Annotated in this window: 8 protein-coding genes; all 8 read left to right on the top strand. The window is 37.7% G+C overall.

Annotated elements, in window-relative coordinates; translation table 11 throughout:
• Positions 1 to 18 precede the first annotated feature (18 nt).
• The 8 genes from NZD88_RS05730 to NZD88_RS05695 all read left to right on the top strand — a co-directional run bounded on the left by NZD88_RS05730 (position 19) and on the right by NZD88_RS05695 (position 17,903).
• Entirely contained in the window at positions 19 to 3,213 is a 3,195-nt protein-coding gene (locus tag NZD88_RS05730; RefSeq protein WP_259828130.1) for an efflux RND transporter permease subunit, read from the top strand.
• A complete protein-coding gene (locus NZD88_RS05725; protein ID WP_259828129.1) occupies positions 3,200 to 4,642 on the top strand; it encodes a TolC family protein in 1,443 nt (480 codons plus the stop codon). The genes NZD88_RS05730 and NZD88_RS05725 overlap by 14 nt, the downstream gene beginning before the upstream one ends.
• A 259-nt stretch (positions 4,643 to 4,901) precedes the next feature.
• Positions 4,902 to 6,443 (top strand): T9SS type A sorting domain-containing protein, encoded by a 1,542-nt coding sequence (locus NZD88_RS05720; RefSeq protein WP_259828128.1) that lies wholly within the window; start codon positions 4,902 to 4,904, stop codon positions 6,441 to 6,443.
• 6 nt (positions 6,444 to 6,449) lie between these two features.
• A complete protein-coding gene (locus tag NZD88_RS05715; protein ID WP_259828127.1) occupies positions 6,450 to 10,184 on the top strand; it encodes a DUF5977 domain-containing protein in 3,735 nt (1,244 codons plus the stop codon).
• Between the two features lie 47 nt (positions 10,185 to 10,231).
• Positions 10,232 to 11,359, top strand: a complete 1,128-nt coding sequence (locus tag NZD88_RS05710; RefSeq protein ID WP_259828125.1) for a hypothetical protein — start codon at positions 10,232 to 10,234, stop codon at positions 11,357 to 11,359.
• 9 nt (positions 11,360 to 11,368) lie between these two features.
• Positions 11,369 to 15,010, top strand: a complete 3,642-nt coding sequence (locus NZD88_RS05705) for an RHS repeat-associated core domain-containing protein (protein ID WP_259828124.1) — start codon at positions 11,369 to 11,371, stop codon at positions 15,008 to 15,010.
• A 677-nt stretch (positions 15,011 to 15,687) separates the two neighbouring features.
• Positions 15,688 to 16,260, top strand: coding sequence for a hypothetical protein (locus tag NZD88_RS05700; protein ID WP_259828123.1), 573 nt, complete (start codon positions 15,688 to 15,690; stop codon positions 16,258 to 16,260).
• A 110-nt stretch (positions 16,261 to 16,370) separates the two neighbouring features.
• Entirely contained in the window at positions 16,371 to 17,903 is a 1,533-nt protein-coding gene (locus tag NZD88_RS05695; protein WP_259828122.1) for a M20/M25/M40 family metallo-hydrolase, read from the top strand.
• The last annotated feature ends 50 nt before the right edge of the window (positions 17,904 to 17,953 follow it).

Genomic DNA, 17,953 nt, shown 5'->3' with positions numbered 1-17,953 from the left:
CTCGTAAAACGAAGCAGTATGTTTAAGAAATTCATCCGCAGACCCGTTCTGTCTATCGTGATCTCACTGATCATCGTATTTATGGGAGTTTTGTCGCTGGTAAAACTTCCAGTGACCCAGTTTCCCTCTATTTCACCACCTAAAGTAAATATCACCGCAGAATATCCGGGAGCCAACAACGAACTATTGATCAAATCAGTAGTTATTCCCCTCGAAAGAGGTCTGAATGGAGTTCCGGGTATGAAATATATGACCTCCGATGCCGGTAACGACGGGGAAGCTTCCATCCAAATTGTATTTGATCTCGGAACAGATCCCAATGTAGCCGCAGTAAACGTTCAAAACCGTGTATCTTCCGTTGTTAACAAACTTCCGCCTCTGGTAGTGCGTGAAGGAGTAAAAATTACCCGTGAAGAACCGAACATGTTGATGTACATTAACCTGTACAGTGACGACCCTAAAGCGGACCAGAAATTCCTTTTCAACTATGCTGATATCAACGTGATGTCTGAATTGAGAAGGGTAAGTGGAGTCGGTTTCGCCGATATTCTCGGAACCCGTGAATATGCCATGCGTATCTGGCTTAAACCGGACAGGCTTACCGCTTACAATATTTCGGCAGATGAAGTGATGGAGTCCCTGAACCAGCAGAGTTTGGAAGCTTCTCCAGGTAAAACAGGGGAAAGTTCAGGAAAACGTTCCCAGTCATTTGAATATATCCTGAAATATTCCGGACGTTTTAACAATGAAAAAGATTATGGAAATATTATCTTAAAAGCGAAACCGGGCGGGGAGTTTGTAAGATTAAAAGATGTTGCAGATATAGAATTCGGTTCCTCAATGTATGATATTTATTCTACACTTAACGGAAAACCGTCTGCTGCGATTACCGTAAAACAATCCTACGGTTCCAATGCAAGTGACGTTATCAAAAATGTGAAAACTTTGATGAAAGACCTTGAGAAAAATAACTTCCCGAAAGGAATGCACTATGACATCAGTTATGACGTTTCCAGATTCCTGGATGCATCCATGGAAAAGGTTATTCATACCCTTTTTGAAGCCTTTATCCTGGTGGCCATTGTGGTATTCCTGTTCCTTGGTGACTGGCGTTCAACTTTAATTCCGGCTTTAGCTGTTCCGGTTTCACTGGTCGGTACATTTGCAGTCATGTCTGCATTTGGAATTACCCTGAACATGATCTCGCTCTTCGCATTGGTAATGGCCATCGGGGTCGTCGTCGATGATGCGATTGTGGTAATTGAAGCGGTGCATGCCAAGATGGAAGAAAAAGGACTTTCTCCATTGAAAGCTACGGAAGAAGCGATGCATGAAATCAGTGGGGCGATTATCGCAATCACTTTGGTAATGGCATCCGTATTCATTCCGATTGCATTTATGTCCGGTCCGGTTGGAGTATTTTACCGTCAGTTCTCCATTACAATGGCTTCTGCGATCATCCTTTCAGGAGTTGTAGCCTTGACACTGACTCCTGCTTTATGTGCTTTGATCTTAAGAAACAATCATGGAAAAGCTAAAAAGAGAACCCCAATAACTATTTTCTTAGATAAATTCAACAATTTATTCACGAAAGGAGCCGGGAGGTATGAAAAGATGCTGAATAAAACAGTGAAGAAAAAATCTATCACACTTCCTTTATTACTGGCATTCTGTGCCTGTACATTCTTCCTGAGCAACTCACTTCCTTCAGGATTTATTCCGGCGGAAGATCAGGGGATGATCTATGCTATTATCCAGACACCTCCGGGATCTACTCTTGAAAGAACCAACCAGATCGCCAAAGAATTATTAAGAGAATCTGAAGATATTGATGGGGTACAGTCCGTTTCTTCATTAGCAGGATATGAAATTCTTACGGAAGGTACAGGATCCAACTCAGGAACCTGTCTGATTAACCTTAAAAGCTGGGAAGAACGTAAAGAATCTGCTGCCGAGATCATTGAAAAACTCGAAGAAAAAGCCAAGAATATTCCTGGTGCCAATATAGAATTCTTCCAGCCGCCTTCCATTCCGGGCTACGGTGCTGCAGGAGGTTTTGAACTCCGTTTGCTGGATAAAGCAGGAAGTGGAGATTATCATAAAATGGAGCAGGTAAGTAACGATTTTGTTAATGAATTAAAGAAACGCCCTGAGCTTGGATCTGCATTTACATTCTATTCTGCAAGTTTCCCTCAGTACATGCTGAAAGTAGATAATGATCTTGCCGAGCAGAAAGGAGTAACGATACAAAGTGCGATGGATAATCTGTCTACATTGATCGGTTCCAACTATGAGACCAGCTTCATCCGTTTCGACAGACCTTATAAAGTCATTGTGCAGGCTGGTCCTCAATACCGTGCACTGCCTACGGATCTGTTGAAACTCTATGTGAAAAATGATAAGGAGCAGATGGTTCCGTACTCTGATTTTATGAGAATGGAAAAGGTATATGGATTATCCGAGATCACAAGACACAATATGTACAATTCCGCGGAGGTAAGTGGAACACCTGCTCCGGGATACAGTAGCGGACAGGCCATTAAAGCGATTCAGGAAGTTGCGGATAAAACACTTCCTAGAGGTTTTGGTATCGACTGGGCCGGTATTTCCAAGGACGAAGTGAGCAGAGGAAACGAAGCTGTATTTATCTTCCTTGTTTGTCTTGGATTTGTTTATCTGATCCTTGCCGCGCAGTATGAAAGCTTTATTCTTCCGTTGCCGGTGATCTTATCTCTTCCTACTGGTATTTTCGGAGCATTCTTATGCTTGAAATTATTAGGATTGGAAAATAACATCTATGCTCAGGTGGCGATGGTCATGTTGATTGGTCTTTTGGGTAAAAATGCCGTATTGATTGTAGAATTTGCCGTTCAGAAGAAAGCAGAAGAAGGAATTCCGGTAGCTCAGGCAGCCATTGAAGGAGCAGCGATCCGTTTCCGTCCGATCCTGATGACTTCATTTGCATTTGTTGCAGGTCTTATTCCGTTGGTAATGGCAACCGGACCGGGAGCTGTAGGAAACAGAACGATTGGTACTGCTGCCGCAGGAGGGATGCTGATAGGAACTATTTTCGGGCTGATGATTATTCCTGGACTGTATTACATTTTCGGAACCATTGCAGAGAAATCGAAACTGGCAAAATATGAAGAAGAGAATCCTTTAACAGAACAAACTGAACCTTATCAACACGATAACAAACATGAAGATTTATAATAAATATATAGTAGCCAGTGCTTTATTGCTTGTTCTCACAGGTTGTAGGGCTCCAATGGCGACCGTAATAAAAGATGAAGTAAAAGAAAACCTGCCTCAGAATTTCAATCAGGAAGAGCAGCAGGATGCTAATGCAAACAGCGGAACAACACCGTGGAGACAGTTTTTTACAGATCCTAATTTGGTTAGCTTAATAGAAATTTCCTTGAAAAACAATCAGGAATTACTGATTACGCTTCAGGAAATTGAAATAGCAAAAAGTGGTGTTCTCGCTAAAAAAGGAAAACTGACTCCTACTGTTTCAGCAGGAATAGGAGCAGGTCTGAAAAAAGCAGGTCGCTATACCAGTGAGGGAGCTGGTGATGCCACTACAGAAATAGAACCGGGAAGAGAAATGCCGGATCCGCTGGGCAATTTTGAAGGTGGACTGATGGCGAATTGGGAGATTGATATCTGGAAGAAGCTCAGAACTGAAAAGGAAGCGGCTGTTGCTCACTACCTTTCTACAGTGGAAGGCAAAAACTTCGTATTGTCCAATCTTATTGAAGAAGTAGCGGATAATTATTATGAATTGCTGGCGCTTGATAATCAATTGGACATCATTCAGCAGTACATTAAGTTGCAACAAAGAGCCTTGGAGATTTCTAAAATTCAAAAGGAAGCTGCTGCTGCTACGGAATTGGCTGTGAAGAAGTTTGAAGCGGAGTTGGCAAAATCCAAAGCTGCAGAATATACTGTCCGTCAGAATATTACTGAGAAAGAGAATCAGATCAATGCTCTTTTGGGAAGGTATCCACAGCCTATCGTGAGAACGAAAGAAAGCTTTATGTCTACGATGCCGCAAACGGTTTATACGGGAATACCTTCTCAGTTATTAGCCAACCGTCCTGATATCAAACAGGCGGAATTGGAATTAAAAGCCGCAAAACTGGATGTACAGGCAGCGAGAAAAGAGTTTTATCCGTCACTGGAAATTTCTGCAACGTTAGGATTGGAAGCATTCAAACCTTCTTATCTGGTTAAATTGCCGGAATCCATTGCTTATAATTTAGCAGGAGAACTTGCTGGTCCGCTGATTAATAAAAGCGCGATCAAAGCCAACTTCCAGACTGCTGATGCGAAACAGATCCAGTCTCTGTATGAGTATGATAAAACAATCCTGCATGCTTATCTGGATGTAGCGAATTTAATGTCAAAGGTCAAAAATATAGACCAGTACTATCAGATGAAATCCCAGGAAACAAAAGCTTTGGATCAGTCTATTGACATAGCTAACCAATTGTTCCGAAATTCAAGAGCAGATTACCTTGAGGTTCTTCTGAATCAAAGAGACGCTCTGGATGCCAAGATGGAGCTGATTGAAGCTAAACAGAAACAGCTGAGTACCGTTGTAGATATTTACAAAAGTTTAGGCGGTGGCTGGAAATAAGAAATCATAATTCTATCTATATAAACAGTTAATGTTTTGGGCTGATCCTTTCGGGGATCAGCTCTTTTTGTTTTATGCGACAGGTTTTGTCGGGTCATGAGGTTAATTTTGTTCATCAATTAATGACAAAGTGTTAATAATAAATTACTTAATTAAAATTCACATTAAATCTCAGTAGGGAGATTTGAAATACGTTAAAAAGTGTTAAATTTACCGCCAAAATTATAAAAGCTAATCTTAAACTAAAAATACACAAAAGATGAAGAAATTCTACTCCGGTGCATTTACTCTATGCACTCTTCTGGGGCTATCTGCCCAGGAGGTATTGTGGCAGAAAGATATCAAATCCTCTACTCAGGATTTCTTAAGCCAGGTGACGACCACTATTGATCAACAATATCTAATTACAGGAAGTTCGATCCAATCTCAGAAATTTTCAACGGAAAAAAAACAAAATAATGGCTATGATTTTCATCTGGTTAAACTCAACCAACAGGGCGAACAGGTTTGGGAAAAATATTTTTCTGGACAGAACCATGACTATTTATTAGCATCGGTTGCTACACAGGACGGAGGTTTTTTAGTCTCAGGCACCTCGTATTCAGGGAAAGGTCTGGATAAGAAAGACGAATCAAAAGGCGGATCTGATTTTTGGTTGATAAGGCTCAACGAATTTGGCGATGAACTTTGGCAGAAAACTTTAGGATCAGCATCCGATGAAGAAGCAAGATCTGTAATTCAGACTACTGATCTGGGATTTTTTGTAGCTGGAAATGTTCAGAATTCAGCTAAAGGCTATGGATCAAAAGATGTTTTGATTGTAAAACTCGATAAGAACGGACAAGAACTGTCTCAATCTATTTTAGGAGGGAAAGGATTGGATGAAGTTGAAAAGATGATTCCAACGAAAGATGGTGGCGCATTGTTGGGGATCTATTCAAGGAGCAACACTGGAGGATCAAAGAAAACTGAAAACTTTGGCGAAGGAGATTACTATATTATCAAACTTTCAAAAGACGGAAAAGTAGAATGGGAAAAGAACTTTGGAGGGAAAGGTGATGATCATTTAAGAACACTCGCCTTGACATCGACTGGCTATATCATCGGTGGCGAAAGCCGTTCAGAAAGATCAGGAAATAAAAGTGTTGGTATTGAAGAAGGAACAGATCTATGGCTAATCTCGCTTAACGAAAGAGGAGAAGAGATCTGGCAAAAGTCTTACAATTTCAAAAATCGTGATATTTTGATGGGAATGAGTATCATTCATTCAGCAGATGACAAATCTTCAAAAGGAATTCTTCTAGGGGGCTACACGCAGGCAGAAGGCCGCATTGAAAATGAAGATGAAACTTTCTGGATGCTCTACTTAAATCAAGATGGAAACGAACAATGGAGAAATCATGTCAAAGGTGAATCCAGAAAGAGAGAAGAAAGGCTTTCGGATATTAAGCTAAATAGAGACGGCTCGATCATTTTAGCAGGAACCAGCGCAGAGGAACTCGGAAAAGAGAACTGGAAGATTGTAAAGCTAGGTGATAAACAAATTGATCAGTTGATCGAAAAACAGGATATCAAAATCTATCCAAATCCAGTTTCAGATTATGCTTATGTAGAAATTGGCTTTGACTTCAAAGAGGCTGAAATTACTCTTTACGACATGGGAGGAAGACAGCTTCAGAGCTTGAAAACGAAGAATAAGGTGACCAAGATTAATACCCAGAATTTGATTCAGGGGGCTTATCTGGTGACGATAAAAACGGATACGAATAAAACAGCGAATGCAAAACTCATAAAGAAATAAATATAGATGAAAAAAGTATTAATCTTAATTTATAGCGTGTTTATAAATGTAATATACGCTCAGACAGCAAACTCTATCATTCAAAATGCTGTAAATAATACAGCTGTAATGTCGCCAAATGCAGGTGCATTATTCAGGTATTCAGAAACGCCAGTCTCTTTGTTTACAGGAGTACCAGATATTACTATTCCACTCTATACTATTAAAGAAGGTGATATTGAAGTTCCTATATTTATTTCTTACCATTCCGGAGGAATAAAGGTAAATGATGAGGCTTCTTCAGTAGGGTTAGGCTGGTCTTTAAACACTGGAGGAATGGTTTCTCATATTATGGCAGGAGCTAATGACTTTAGCACTTATGGGTATTATAATATATACCCTAAAAGTACTTCTGGTTATATTGGATCGGTATCAGGCTGTCCCACACCTTCTTGGAATAATAGTACTGCTGTAAGTTCATACTATAGTAACAATTTTCGTTTAATTACTGATGTTAATCAAAGTACTCTATATCCAGGTTATGATTTTCAGCCTGATTTGTTCCTTATTAACTTACCAGGTAAAACTTATAGAGCTTATTTGGATATGTTAAAAACAACTAAGACTGATTATCCGAAATTTGCTATCGAGGGGCAGCCTAATATCGACTTTAAAATAATTCCTAGCACAGGTTATAGACCTAGTAGTTATGGGGATTATAATTTTCAGATTATTGATGATGCAGGATTAAAATATTATTTTGATCAAAAAGAAATAACAAGACCTAATTATACAACAGCCATTACTGGTATTTCTGAATACCTTTCAAAAATAGAAGATACGAAGGGTAAAAATGTTAAGTTTTTTTATTCTAATTTATCACTTAGCAATACATGGAGATTAGCCGGATCAAAAAATACCAGAGTAAATTTTACTTATACTCAACAAGTACCTTCTGGAAGTACAGCTCCCAATTATAATTATTACAATAATAATTGGGGGGCGACTTTATATAATAAACAAAGAATAGACGAAAACTATATTCAAAAGATTGAATTTACTAATGGTAAAATTGAGTTTGTCTGGGAAGATAGAGAAGACATTCATAATTCCAAGAAATTAACTTCTATCAAAATATACAACAACTATAAACTCGTTAAACAATATGATTTCAATTATGATTATCTAGTAGCAAATGATAATCTTAATACAACATCAATAGCTAACTGGTTGGTAGCTCCAAATAATAAAATTTTAACCCACAGATTGAGGTTATTAGGGCTAACAGAATCATTAACTAATGAAAAATATTCTTTTGATTATAATACTTCCTACAGTTTACCGAATAAATTGAGCTTTTCTGTAGATTTTTGGGGTTACTACAATGGTCAGAATAATAACGATACTTTTATTCCGTCTCCTGATAAGTATGTAAAAGGAACAAATCCATTTAATGTTACATCATTTAATCAGGATGCAGCTGGATATTGGTATCAACTTCCTGCACATCAAATTCCGAGCCCAACAACGCCTATTTATGACGAGGAACCCAATATTCTTTATAGTTATTCTGCAGACGGCAAAAAATACTTATCAGATAGAAGGGCTTCCCTTAATGCATTAGCGGGGATTTTAACAGCGATAAATTATCCTACAGGTGCAAAAACAGAGTTTGAATATGAGTTGAATACATTCTCAAATTATCCAATACAATCATTATTAGATAATAGTAATACCGGTATTGAAAGGGATTATAGTTTAGGTGGTGGTGTAAGAATAAAAAATATTAGAACAATAGAAAAATCAGGCGCAACACCTTTAATTAAAAATTATATTTATGACGAGCTTACTAATAATGGAACAAAAATTACTTCAAATGGAAATTTAGCTGAGTTTCCAAAATTTTATGAAATAGAAAATAGATGTTACGAGTACCAACAAACTCATGTTGAAGGAACCATTCTATCCAATCCAAGTTGTTCAATTCAGTTTTTACCTAGTACATATGGACAATATCCATTTAGAATTTCAGTATATGAAGGGACTCCTACTCAAGGGATCTCAACTCTGACCCAAAAAGGAGCTGTAGGATATTCTAAAGTGATAGAGCAAATGGTTGGCAAAGGAAGAACTGAAAATTATTTTGTTAATAATATTAGTGGCTCATGCTTGACTATGATACCCAGAGGGAAAAGTTATTTTATTGGAAACGGAGATATAATAAAGCAACGATATTATGATGAAAATAATTCATTACTGAAAGAAATAGAATATAAGTACAAGTTCAATCACCCAGACAATTTAAATACCTATTTTATATCTGGCTCTATATTAGAACCAGTAAATATGTTTACAGGTTCCGATTTTGCTCAACAAGCTTATCCTCCATTTGGAGGGCTTATACATAGTTATAGTATAAGTCTTTATAAATCTATGTTAGAATCTACCGCAACCAAAGAATATTTTCCTGCAGGATCTGGTAATTATGTAGAGACGAAATCTGACATTACTTACAATGATAGATATCTGCCAAGTATACAGAAAATTACTTACCCAGATAATTCATTTACTGAAACAACTTATAATTATGCTAAGGAAAAAGGGAACCCATTACTTATTGCTAAAAATATAGTTGGTATTCCACTGGAAACTAATACTGCGCAAACCAATAATGGCCTTACGAAGATTGTATCAAAAACAGAAACAATATACCCAACAGTATTGCCAGATTCACAAGTTGGCAATTTTGCAGTGCCTAAATATGTGAAATCACAGGGTCTTTCAGATGGCTCCTCTTCTTTTACCGAAGTAACATTTGATAAATATGATGCCATAGGGAATCTTCTTCAATATACCACTAGAGATGGAACCCCAGTTTCTGTTATCTGGGGATATAACTCTTCGCTGCCAATTGCAAAGATTGCAGGTGCACAGTATAATGACATCAGTCCCTACGTACAAAGCATTATTACAGCATCTAATGATGATGCTAATAATCCGTTAAAGGAACAAACGCTATTAGATGCAGAAGATAATCTAAGAAAGAATATAAATTTGACTAATTATCAAATTTCTACCTATACTCACGATCCTCTTATTGGAGTAACAAGCATTACACCACCTTCAGGTATTAGAGAGTATTATAAATATGATAGTACTAACAGATTAGAGAAAACAGTAGATGTCAACAATAAAGTTTTAAAAGAATATAAATACAGATACGCAAACAATTCGTGTGTTAATTGTACAAATGATGAAAAAAGCCAAGTGTTTACAAGAACCACTTGTACAGGAAATACAGTGGGAGGCTCTTATACTTATATTGTTCCGGCAGGTACATATACATCTGATGTAAGCAAATTAGCAGCAAACCAGAAAGCACTTGATGATATTAATAGTAATGGACAGAATATAGCCAATCAGAGTGGTGCATGTATGCCAATAGTCTCATGTGGTTTTACATTTATAATCAATCCCCAATACAGTTATAGTTCAACAAATACAGTAAACAATACAGTTAATTTCTATGTGTCATTTTCGAGTTATGGAATATGGCAGAGTTGGACAGGTGGGATAAATATTGGAAAAGTGGGGGCAAGTTGTGCCCCATCTGTTAATAGGGAAATAACACATAATGAAGGAGGTCGTCAATGGAAAGTTTTTATTGATACGGCAGGAAACTGTACGTTGAGGTTAATTTCCGGAACTGTTGATGCATCATCTTCCAGTCCATTAAATTTTATGTTCCAATATCAAAAATAAATTTGTGAAAAAATTCAAATACAACTACAAACAATACAACTCAAATTATGAAAAAAACAATATTCATTATCGGCATTTTAGCCACTCAATTTACTTCAGCACAATTATATACCTCTGGAGGTGCTGTGATCCCAACGTCTACTCCTGCTTCAAACAATATAGGAATAGGAACTCATGAACCACATTCCAATTTAGAAGTCGCCGACCAGAACGGTGGTAAAATAACAATTTCCACAGCTGGATGGAGTGCCTCTTCTGCCAATCCAAAATATCCTACTTTGGAATTTGCAGGATACTTAAGTTTTCCTAAGGCAAGAATAACAGCTACTGAAGAATCAGGAAATACTAACGGATCAAAATTTTCTATTTTGGTTAATGACAACACAAATACCACAAACTTGGTTGAAAGGTTTTCAATCCTTCAGAATGGAAATATTGGAATAGGAAATACACAACCCAGAGAAATATTGGATGTTTCCGGTAATATTTTAGCCGGATCTACTCATGCTACAGAGGGAACTAATGCTCTTGCAATAAGATATGAGAATGGGTCATTAAATAACTGGGGTTCTTTAAGAAGTTCGGCAGCTACCTATATGAGTTTTGGTGTTAAGGCAGACCCTAATACTGCAAACGGATGGTTATCTTCCAACGAAACCTTGAATTTCTCTAAGGTTGCTATGGTAATGGATAATGACGGGATGAGGCTTTTGAGTTCTCCATCACAAACTATTGCTTTAAACTCTCCAGTGACGATGAGCGAAGTGATGAAAATTTCTTTAAATGGAAATGCGTTATTACAGGGTAAACTAGAAGCAAAAGAACTAAAAGTTACCCTTACTCCGACAGCCGATTTTGTATTTGAAGAAAATTATGATCTTCCAAAGTTGGAAGAAGTGGCCAAACACATTAAAGAGAAAAAACATTTACCGGAAATAGCTTCTGCAAGTATAATGGAAAAAGAAGGAGTTAATGTGGGAGAGTTTCAAATTAAGTTATTGCAGAAGATTGAAGAATTGACACTGTATGCGATTGAACAGAACAGACAGCTAAGAGATCAGCAGGAGAAAATTCAGAAATTAGAAAAAGAAAATTCAGATTTAGGGAATGCAGTCTTAGAAATTCGAGAACTGAAAGAAAAGTTTCTTAAGATGAAATCCATTACCATCCATTAATTAAAAAGTATGTATAAAAAAATATATATAAGCATAGGATTGTTATGGGGTATTCATCACTATGGACAGGTCGTATTAAATTCTCCTCCTGCTCCCAATACTGAAGTGGCAGATCCCCAAAGTATACGGATGCTTCCCGGTTTCAGGTTTAATTCTGTTAATGGGAGCTTTCGGGCCTATATTGGGACAACATCTCCCGGTAATCCAGGGAATACTTATACGCCCATTACAGTTGATTATTCAGCTAATATTTCAAATACTGAAAATTATGTTTATACCAGACAGTATTTAGTGCCGACCGAAGTTTCGGATGGATCTCTGCAGCAGATACAGAGTGTTCAGTTTTTCGACGGTCTCGGAAGACCAAAGCAGTCAGTAAGTATTAAATCAACTCCTACTGGAAAAGATCTGGTAACCCATATTCCTTATGATGGATTTGGAAGACAGGTTGACAGTTGGCTTCCGGTTCCTATGTCCTCACAAAATGGAAATATTCAGACCGGAGTAGAAAGTAGTGCTAATTCTTATTATCAGTCAAACGGGATTAATGATTCTTATCCTTTCAGTCATAAAAATCTAGAAAACTCTCCGCTTGACAGAGTTTTGAGTCAGAAAAATCCTGGAGCTGACTGGCAGAACAAACCTGTTAGTTTCAGTTATGAGACCAATACAGCAGGCGAGGTGAAAAAATATACCACGGTCACTGGTTGGGTTGATGGAGCTACTTCTTCCGAATTAAGTGTATCCGGAACTTACGGAGAAGCCCAACTGTATAAAAATACCGTTACGGATGAAGACAACAATAAAACCATAGAATTCAAGAATGGTCAGGGACAAACAATATTGGTCAGAAAAGTCATCAGTGCCTCAGAAAATGCAGATACTTATTATGTGTATAATGAGTATGACCAGTTAGCGGTTGTGATTCCACCGTTGGCTTCTGCTTCCACATCAGTATCTGCTTCAGCTTTGGAACATCTGTGTTATCAGTATAAATATGATGGAAGAAACAGGCTTGTAGAAAAGAAACTTCCCGGAAAAGGCTGGGAACAGATGGTATACAACAAAAAAGACCAGGTGATCCTATATCGGGATACCGTTCTGAAAAATGGAATCGCCAATTTTACAGGCGACCAGTCGTGGAATTTTACCAAATACGATCAGTTTGGAAGAGTTACTTATACAGGGATTTCAAGGGACGGTACTCCAAGACAGAACATCCAGAATTATATTGATAATCAGGCTGCGAATGTTTCTTACGAAGCCCGTGGGAGCAGTTTTGCCTTGAGTGGAATGAATATAGAATACGGAAACGTTTCTTATCCTACGAGTATTGATAAAATTCTTACCGTCAGCTATTATGATACCTATCCTCAGGGGGCACCGACGGTTTCCGGGACCATTTTAGGTCAGGAAGTACTGCCTCAGTCTACCCAGTCCTCGAATGTCAGCACCAAAAGCTTTCCTACAGCCTCTTATGTGAGAAATGTAGAAAATGAAAGTTGGACAAAAACATATACCTACTACGACAAAAAAGGGAGGGGAATTGCTACTCATTCTCTGAATCATCTCGGAGGATACACCAAAACTGAAAGCTTACTGAAATTTTCGGGGGTTCCGGAATATACGCTTACCGAGCATAAAAGAGCCGCAAATGCAACTAAGATAAATATCAAAGAAACTTTTGAGTACGATCATCAGGAAAGGCTGGTTAGACATTGGAATGAGGTCAACGGTGGAGCTAAGGAACTTCTTGCTGAAAATCTGTACAATGATCTAGGTCAGTTACAAACCAAAAATGTAGGAAATACAACCGGCAGCCCACTGCAGAGTGTCAAGTATGCATACAATATCAGAGGATGGCTTACAAAACTTAACGACCCTTCCAATCTGCAGAATAAACTTTTTGCTTACGAGCTAAGGTACAACAAAACGGACAGCCAGTTTTCTGGTTCTGCTAGGTACAACGGAAATATCTCGCAGATATCATGGATTACCCAAAGCGATGCCGTACTCAGAAATTACTCCTATGAATATGATGGTCTTAACCGTCTTAAAGAAGGACGTTTCTGGGACGCCATGAATTTAGACAGAGGAGAATACCATGAGAAGCTTTCCTATGACCTGAATGGGAATATTAAATCCCTGCTCAGAAGAGGAAGACAGCTTCCCGGCTATACGGCTCCTGAAGTGATGGATGATCTGGAATACCACTATGAAAATGGTGAACAGAGTAATAAGTTAGCCTACCTTAAAGAGGTGGGAACGGGAAATGCCTTAAGCGGTTATCCGCTTTCATCAGGAAGTACCGGAAGTACGATCAGCTATGACCTGAACGGAAATATGACACTTCAGCAGGATAAAGGGATCTCTATTCAATATAATTATTTAAATTTACCGGGAAAGGTTACCCAGAATGCCAAAGTAACAGATTACACGTATAGAGCAGATGGAGTAAAAGTAAGAAAGATATTCGGTACAGAAACTATAGATTATTTAGATGGTTTCCAGTATGAAAACGGCACGCTGAAATTCTTCCCTACCGCAGAAGGTTATTTTAATTTTGAAACAGGGAAGTATGTGTACAATTATACCGATCATCTTGGAAATACACGTTTGAGCTACTTTAAAAACGGCTCAGGAGCAGAGATCATTGAGGAGAATAATTATTATCCGTTTGGATTGAAGCATGAAGGGTATAATGTGTTGTCGGGAAATCCTGCGTATAAATATAAGTACAATGGGAAGGAGCTTCAGGAGAATGGGATGTATGATTATGGGGCGAGGTTTTATATGCCTGACTTGGGGCGTTGGGGTGTGGTTGATCTGCTTGCGGAGAAAGCCCCAAATCTATCTCCGTTTAGGTATGCTTACAATAATCCTGTAAGGTTTTTAGATCCCAATGGTGCATATGAAACGGATGGCCATTTTTGGACTGTCTATTTAATGGCTACAATGATGGGAAGAAAAGATGCATATTCGTTAGCTTATTATGCAGAAGCTCCGGACAATATAATGGCGAGAAATGGTGAAGTTATGTCATCGCCAAGTACTTGGATGGATCCAGCATTACAAAGGAGTATACATGCTCTAAATGGAGGACGTTCAGGAGCTGCAAGAAATATTGCAAGAAATATGCTACATAGTGCAGGATCTATGGCAGAAGTAGGAAGGGCATTACATTATTTTGGAGATAGTTATGCGCATACAATGATGTCTGATGGAGATACAATGTACCCCAACGGGCAGGGACATTTATTTTCTGGGCATGAACCGGATAAAATCGCTAATCGACCAGATCTGTATTTAGAATATGCAAATAGTTTGGCAGATAATTTGGGTTCAAAATTAGGAGCAGGAAAAATTGACATGTTTACATTTAATTATGTTGCGAATAGTGGTGGCACTACGGAGCAAAATAGTGCTGTTTTTGAAACGGAAGTAAGAATAAGAGAAGGTGCTAAAACGTTTTCTGTTGCAGGTAACCAAGTTGGTACAATTAATAATTATTTAAGAGAAAGAAATGGGCATTTTAGTGGACAGGCTAAAGGAAATGTTGTAAATACTGATGTTGATATGTATAAGCGGAATAAAAAAGGTGAGTGGGAAAAAACAACAGAAAATAGAACTTTTGTAAATTTTACACAATAGTCATGATGAAAAGAACAATACTATTTAACTTATTATATCATATTCTATTATTTCTATTACCTCTAATAATAGTTTGCATTTTTGAAGGGTATGGTACTGAAATGTTTGCTTATACTTTTTATTTTTGCATCATGTATTTTTGTATTGGATTTGTTTTAGATGGTCTAATACTAGCTGTTTTTAATTACTTTGAAGTAATTAGATTAAAGTGGTTTTTATTCATTTTGATTTCTATAACTATATTCTCAATAACTGTATACATACTTACACATAAGAATATAATCTTAGATTTATTTACTTTTGCTTTAAATACTAATTATTTCACCATCATATTTTTAATAAGTATTCTTTTAAGCTTTTCTATTTCTTTAAAACTAATTAGACCTGATAAAAATGAAAAATAGTTTTATTAATTAATGACATTAATAAATATACCCACTGATCCATTCTATGATAAAAAAGCAAATGAAAGCAGTAAAATTTTAGATTCGAGTTTATAGGTATTAACGAACGAAGTATTTCGGAATATTATTGTAAATATTCTTCTGTATTCCCGGCTGGTGTGAGCTTGTAGCTCGTGCCAATCAATAAAAATAAACCACTGTTTTTGCAGTGGTTTTATTATTTTAGCTTTGAAAACCTGATATATAAAACTAAATTTACATCAAAGAACAACCATGAAAAAAACAATCTTCCACATCTTCACCATCGCCCTTTTTTTCACGGTGTTTTCCTGCACCACCTACATAAAAACCATCCACACAGAATCGGTATCCGGCTCCGAAAATATAACAAGAAAATTAGTTTTTCAGGATGGCGCTCTGGATGTCAATTTTTATGGAGATTATATATTTGATAAGGTCGACAAAAATTTCATCTTTTTTACCAATAAAGATATTAGTAGTATACTCGGTAACCTTAAAGAGAAGCCCTCTTCACAGATCCTTTTTACTTATACCAAATCCAGTATTTATAACAATATGCTGGGATTCTATTATACCGGAAAAACGTTAGCAGATGTAAAGAAAAACTTCTTCATCCAAACTCCGGAAAAAGAAATGGATAACGGTCTTTTGTACACGTATGAATACAAAGGCTACTACGTGATGGAATTCTACAGGCAGGAAGAAAAAGGGATAGTTCGTTTTATTTCGATAAATAATTCAGCAAAGCAATCCGTTGATAAATTCAGGCTGGAAAACAACAATGTATTTTTTGATATCAATTCCCAACTTTGGAATGAATTATAGTAATTGGTATTGGTTTTATATCCAATTTAAGGGAAATAATTAGCTTTAAACATAGTTACAGCCGTTTTGTTTATTATATTTGTTAGACCATCACACAAAATCCTATTGCCATGAAAAAGTTCTTTTTAGCCGTTCTCGGTATTCTTGTTATTGTAGTTGCCGTACTCTTAATCAAAACCTATATCTATCCCTTTAAAAAGAATACCGCAGGAACTTCTGAAGGATGGAAACCTGTCAAGAATGATTCTGCAGTAATGAGACTGTCAGGCGGTATCAAAATTCCTACAGTTTCTACAGGAAGCCTGGGTGAGTTCAATTATGTACCTTTCGATCAGTTTAAAGAATACCTGAAAACATCGTATCCTTTGGTGTATCAGCATACCGAAAATACCGAAGTCAATACCCATGCATTAGTTTTCCGGCTTAAAGGGAGCGATCCGAAACTGGAACCTGTTCTTTTTCTTTCTCATATGGATGTCGTGCCGCCTGGAGATGCCGATGTCAAAAGTAAAGAACAAAATATATTCAGACCAGATGACAAACCGCTGCCTCCCGTTTCCAAAGTAGCGGAAGACTGGGATTTTGAACCCTTTTCGGGAAATGTGGCCAACGGAAGAATCTACGGCAGAGGAGCCATCGACATGAAGGGAATGCTATTCTCCCTGATGGAATCCATGAATACAATGATTAAAAGTAAAACCGTTCCTAAAAGAGATATTTACCTGGCTTTTGGCTTCGATGAAGAAGTAGGAGGACAAAAAGGAGCGATACAGATTGCAGATTATTTTAAGAAAAAAGGAGTAAGGTTTGATGCAGTCTACGATGAAGGAGGATTGATCATGCGAAAAGGAAATGTGGCAGGCATAGATTCCGATGTAGCCGTAGTAGGCTGTGCTGAAAAAGGCTTTTTATCAGCTAAAATCAAGGTTAAAGGGCTTGGCGGACATTCCTCAATGCCTCCGATGGAAAGCGCAATAGGAAAAGCGGCGGTCATCATGCAGCGTCTCGAAGATCATCAGATGAAACCTACCATAACTCCGCTCATCAAGAATTTTTTTGATAATATCGGTGGAGGTATGCCATTTTTCAACAGACTTGCTATTGCCAATCAATGGCTGCTGAAACCTGTTCTTTTATCCCAGCTTACAAAAAATAATACCACCAATGCATTGGTAAGAACCACAACTGCTCTGACGATGATGAAGGGAAGTGACGGAACCAACGTCCTTTCTCCCGAAGTGGAATTTGTCGTTAATTTCAGACTTCTTCCCGGCGATACTGCTAAAGAAGTCCGCGAACATATTGCAAAGGCCACAGAAGGTTTTGATGTTGAGGTTGAAGAGATCGACAACACAAGAGAAGCTTCCGCAGTTTCTCCAACTAATACAAAAGCTTACCAATTAATTGAAACCGGAGTCAATGAGATTTACCCCGGTGCGATTGTTACGCCGTATCTTACCATGGCGGGTACCGATGCCTACAAATACCAGATCGTAAGTGAAAATATCTACAGGTTTATGCCTATCAAGATCAACAGTTCAGAACAGCAGAGCATCCACAGCACCAATGAATACATCAGCATCGAAAACTACCTGAAGATGATCCACTACTTTGAATACATGATGAAGAATTATGACAAATAGTTCCGGGATTTAGGGTTAGAGAGTCAGAGAGTTTGAGTGTCTTAGAGTTT

The sequence above is a fragment of the Chryseobacterium pyrolae genome (assembly GCF_025153485.1).
In the GTDB taxonomy this organism is placed as follows: domain Bacteria; phylum Bacteroidota; class Bacteroidia; order Flavobacteriales; family Weeksellaceae; genus Chryseobacterium; species Chryseobacterium antibioticum.
This window is presented reverse-complemented; position numbering and strand designations above follow the sequence as displayed.

Excerpts from the sequence above, each read along its gene's own strand:
- NZD88_RS05730 (WP_259828130.1), top strand. The coding sequence starts at position 19 with ATGTTTAAGAAATTCATCCGCAGACCCGTTCTGTCTATCGTGATCTCA.
- NZD88_RS05725 (WP_259828129.1), top strand. The coding sequence starts at position 3,200 with ATGAAGATTTATAATAAATATATAGTAGCCAGTGCTTTATTGCTTGTT.
- NZD88_RS05720 (WP_259828128.1), top strand. The coding sequence starts at position 4,902 with ATGAAGAAATTCTACTCCGGTGCATTTACTCTATGCACTCTTCTGGGG.
- NZD88_RS05715 (WP_259828127.1), top strand. The coding sequence starts at position 6,450 with ATGAAAAAAGTATTAATCTTAATTTATAGCGTGTTTATAAATGTAATA.
- NZD88_RS05710 (WP_259828125.1), top strand. The coding sequence starts at position 10,232 with ATGAAAAAAACAATATTCATTATCGGCATTTTAGCCACTCAATTTACT.
- NZD88_RS05705 (WP_259828124.1), top strand. The coding sequence starts at position 11,369 with ATGTATAAAAAAATATATATAAGCATAGGATTGTTATGGGGTATTCAT.
- NZD88_RS05700 (WP_259828123.1), top strand. The coding sequence starts at position 15,688 with ATGAAAAAAACAATCTTCCACATCTTCACCATCGCCCTTTTTTTCACG.
- NZD88_RS05695 (WP_259828122.1), top strand. The coding sequence starts at position 16,371 with ATGAAAAAGTTCTTTTTAGCCGTTCTCGGTATTCTTGTTATTGTAGTT.